General features: G+C 59.2%; 4 protein-coding genes. All 4 read left to right on the top strand.

Annotation, left to right across the window (positions count from 1 at the left end; all coding sequences use genetic code 11):
* Window positions 1–355 precede the first annotated feature (355 nt).
* Entirely contained in the window at window positions 356–997 is a 642-nt protein-coding gene (locus DKK75_RS07990) for a hypothetical protein (protein ID WP_146208644.1), read from the top strand.
* A gap of 288 nt (window positions 998–1,285) precedes the next feature.
* Entirely contained in the window at window positions 1,286–1,849 is a 564-nt protein-coding gene (locus DKK75_RS07995; protein WP_110452902.1) for a DUF805 domain-containing protein, read from the top strand.
* Between the two features lie 9 nt (window positions 1,850–1,858).
* A complete protein-coding gene (locus DKK75_RS08100; RefSeq protein WP_146208645.1) occupies window positions 1,859–2,407 on the top strand; it encodes a hypothetical protein in 549 nt (182 codons plus the stop codon).
* A complete protein-coding gene (locus DKK75_RS08000) occupies window positions 2,391–2,843 on the top strand; it encodes a YbjN domain-containing protein (RefSeq protein WP_181414528.1) in 453 nt (150 codons plus the stop codon). Before DKK75_RS08100 ends, DKK75_RS08000 begins: the two co-directional genes overlap by 17 nt.
* Window positions 2,844–3,365 lie beyond the last annotated feature (522 nt).

Consider the following 3,365-nt stretch of genomic DNA (forward strand, 5'->3'; position numbering starts at 1 on the left):
CAGGATTTGTGGGCGATCGACTATTGCGCGGGCGATGATCGTGATGCCTCCTTCGAGTGGCTGGCGGCCTGGGCGCTGATCTTCGACCTGATGACCCTGGTGGCCGCCCTGGCGCGCGGCGCCGACGCTGCACGGAATCAGCAATGAGCTTGCCCCGGTTCTTGGCCTGGCGGGCTGCGTGGCGGATTCGATGCTTTGAGCGGGAGGATGGTGTGTGATGGCTGTTGGTGTTTCTGGTTCCTTGCGGCTTCCTGCGGGGAGGTCCTGGCTGGAGAGGGCGTCTTCGGTCATGTCGCGGGTGGCGAGGTGCGCGCGTCATGCGCCTGCGGGGGAGCGTGCCTTTTCCCGCGCCGGGGTGGTGCGCAAGCTGGCGGTGTACGGGGCGGCCTTCCTGGCGGGGTTCGTGCCGGGCTGGGCCTTCCTGTACGACCAGGAGGAGCAGTGGGTGCGCGACCGTTGTATCCAGTTCGGCCTGGCGGGCCTGTTTTCGGGTTTTGCGATGTGGTGGTTTTTGGCCCGGTTCGAGAGCCGTGGGGGGCGTCCGGGGTTCTGGTGCCTGGCGTTGACGATGCCGCTGATGCCCTGCTGGGGGGTGATGTTCGGCGCGATGACCGCCGTATATCCGGGGGTGATGCGCTGGGTGCTGGTGTCGGTGGCTGTGCTGGTGGCGGCTGCGGTGACCTGGCTGCGGTTCGTGTCGGATTGGGTGCGTGGCCGTGTGGCGGCGTGGGCGGCTTCGGCTGTGTCGTGCGTGGTGCCGTCGTGGATGCTGTGCCTGTTGTTCGGGGGCTCTCCATGGTCGTGCCTGCCTTGGTGTCTGGCGGTGGGCGCTACGGGCGCCTTGTGGTTTCTGCAGGATTTGTGGGCGATCGACTATTGCGCGGGCGATGATCGTGATGCCTCCTTCGAGTGGCTGGCGGCCTGGGCGCTGATCTTCGACCTGATGACCCTGGTGGCCGCCCTGGTACGTGGCAGTACAGCTGCACAGGATCAATGAGGGCATTGCTGGTAAGGGAAGGTTTTTGGCCTTTTGACGTGCCTGTCGGGCATGTGGTCTGCTTGGCTGCAGTCGGGTTGGATGCCGGCTGTTTCATTTGCTGCTGCGCGGCGGCAAGTGGAGTCCTGCTAGTATAAGGAATCGTCCAGGCCTTTACTGGGCTTCAGGTCTTACGTGAACGATGTCTACAGCTGTAATGCAATTGACGCTGGTTGTCGACAATGAAGTTGGTTGCGGCGGAATCTGTTCTGGCTGGCCGCTCGAATTGCATGGAAGGAAAAAAAGACCATGACTGTTGCCTTGTTTGAAAATAGACCGCCTCGTGTGCCTGAGATGAAGGGTTTCGAACCCATGTATGACGCTACCTTTCGAGAATGCCTGCAGCGGCCGTTATACCTGTTTGCCCGGGGGCGGGGGAGATCGTGCCGCAAGGAGATATGGGTGTTCTTCATCGTTCTATCAATTGCAGAGCAGGGCCTGAGTAATGTATGCGGCGGGGGAACCTGGGCTCTCATCCCTCTGGTCTTCGACCTGATCATGGTGGTGCCGGAGTATGCTCTGGAGGTGCGGCGTCTGCATGATTTATTGCTGCCGGGATGGCTGACTTTGATTCCGTGCGGTCTTATGGTTATAGCTACGATTGGGCTGGTGAAATCTCGAATGTTGACCATAGGTGGCGGTCCTTATCTACTGGCTGTCATCCCGCTGCTCGTGTCGACAGTGATTCAGCTGGTCATCATGTGTATGCCTTCCCGTCATCACCGTCCGTCCTTTGACAACGGGGCAATTGACAATGGGGCAATATGGGCGGGAGTGAACCAGTCGGGTATGACCCGGCCTTGGAATGACTAGCCTGCACGGGTGGATTTATATGAGGAGATTGGGATGAGTGATACTGCTGCGGATGTGGAAGGACAGGGAACCGCTGGGATGGGTGTGGATGAGCAATTATTGCAAGGCCTTCCAACTCCCGTTGCCCGCATAATGCGACTGCTCGCTCAGCGGGGGATACCCTCGTATGTCAATGCAACCGGTGGCCCTGTACTGGTGCCGCTGGTCGATTGCGGCATTATGTTTGTAATGAGCAGAAGTCTGGATTCCATCAGTTTCAGGAGTCTGTGGAGCCGGGGATTCAGCTCCGCCAGGTATCGGGATGCGGTGAATGTCTGTGCCGAATGGAACCGGTCGGTTGGATATCTCAAGACCTATGCCACTGAACCTTCCTTGGAGCAGAACCAGGCCGTCAGAATAGTGGGAGTCGGGCAGATCATGTGCGACGAGCGGGATGAAGTACTGGGGCAGCGCCTTGATGATTCTATCTATCTCATACAGAATCTTTATGCTTGGATGAATGATCAGTGCCCGGATCCCATACGTATACCGAATGCACCATATGGAAGAGGGGCATGAGCAAATGGGTCAGCCGATGAAATCCGTGGTTGATAATGACCGAATCAAGCGGTGGTTGGATGCCCAAGGTTACCGTGTTGAGTATTATGAGCTGTCCTGGGTCGGTTTATGGGGGAATATCCTGCTCGATTTCAGTGTACGTGGCGAGCATGATGAGTATCTGGTGGTTCGTGGGACTGAGCGGGGCAGTCATCCGAATGTCCAGCATGATTTGCTTGAGGATTGCTGCAATGCCTGGAACCGGGATTATGAGGGGCCGGCTGCCTATGTGCAGAGTTCCGAGGAAGGCCTGGTCTTCCGTACGTTGTTGGTGGTGAACTGCCAGGGCGGCATGGATGATGACCAGTTCGATCGCCTGATGAAGTATGCCATGGCGGGTTCGGATGGTTTCCTAGGCTTTGCCCAGGGGCAGCTGTCGAAGATAAGGATGGCCTAGGACGAAGTGCAGGGTCAGGCGTGACCGTGGTTCCGGAGCGTGCACGCTGGCAGTAAGCCCCACCCGGGGCGAAATGCCTGACTTGGCGCTGGCTCAGGTCTGCTTTCAGGAAGGGTTGCGGAGGACTTCGGTGTCTGAGGCCTAGCTTCTTTGAAGCCTTTTCGTCGTTAGCCGCGTCTTTGGGTCCCGTGCTTGCGCAGATGTAGGGCGAAGTGTGAGGGGTGCTGATGTCTGTGTCGAGTGGTGGGCGTGTTGGCGGGTTGTCGGGTGGCGGCGCGTAACGGGTTCGTGTCGTGGGCGGTGGTGGTGGTATTGTGTGTGGTGCCGTCCTGGATGCGGGCCAAGGCGACGGGGTCGGCTGGCGTGTCCTTTTCTGGTGCTGCGTGGCGGGTGTTGTCGGCGCCTTGTGGTTCGTGCTGGGCATGCGGGCGATCGGAAAGTGCGCGGGCGCGCATCGTGATGTGGCTTTCGAATGGCTGGCGGCTTGGGCGCTGGTGTTCGGTCTGACCCTGACGGTTGCCT

The organism is Bifidobacterium asteroides, from assembly GCF_003202695.1.
Lineage (GTDB): Bacteria > Actinomycetota > Actinomycetes > Actinomycetales > Bifidobacteriaceae > Bombiscardovia > Bombiscardovia asteroides_G.

Coding starts and splice junctions, on each gene's coding strand:
- DKK75_RS08000 (WP_181414528.1), top strand. CDS start 2,391: ATGGAAGAGGGGCATGAGCAAATGGGTCAGCCGATGAAATCCGTGGTT.
- DKK75_RS07995 (WP_110452902.1), top strand. CDS start 1,286: ATGACTGTTGCCTTGTTTGAAAATAGACCGCCTCGTGTGCCTGAGATG.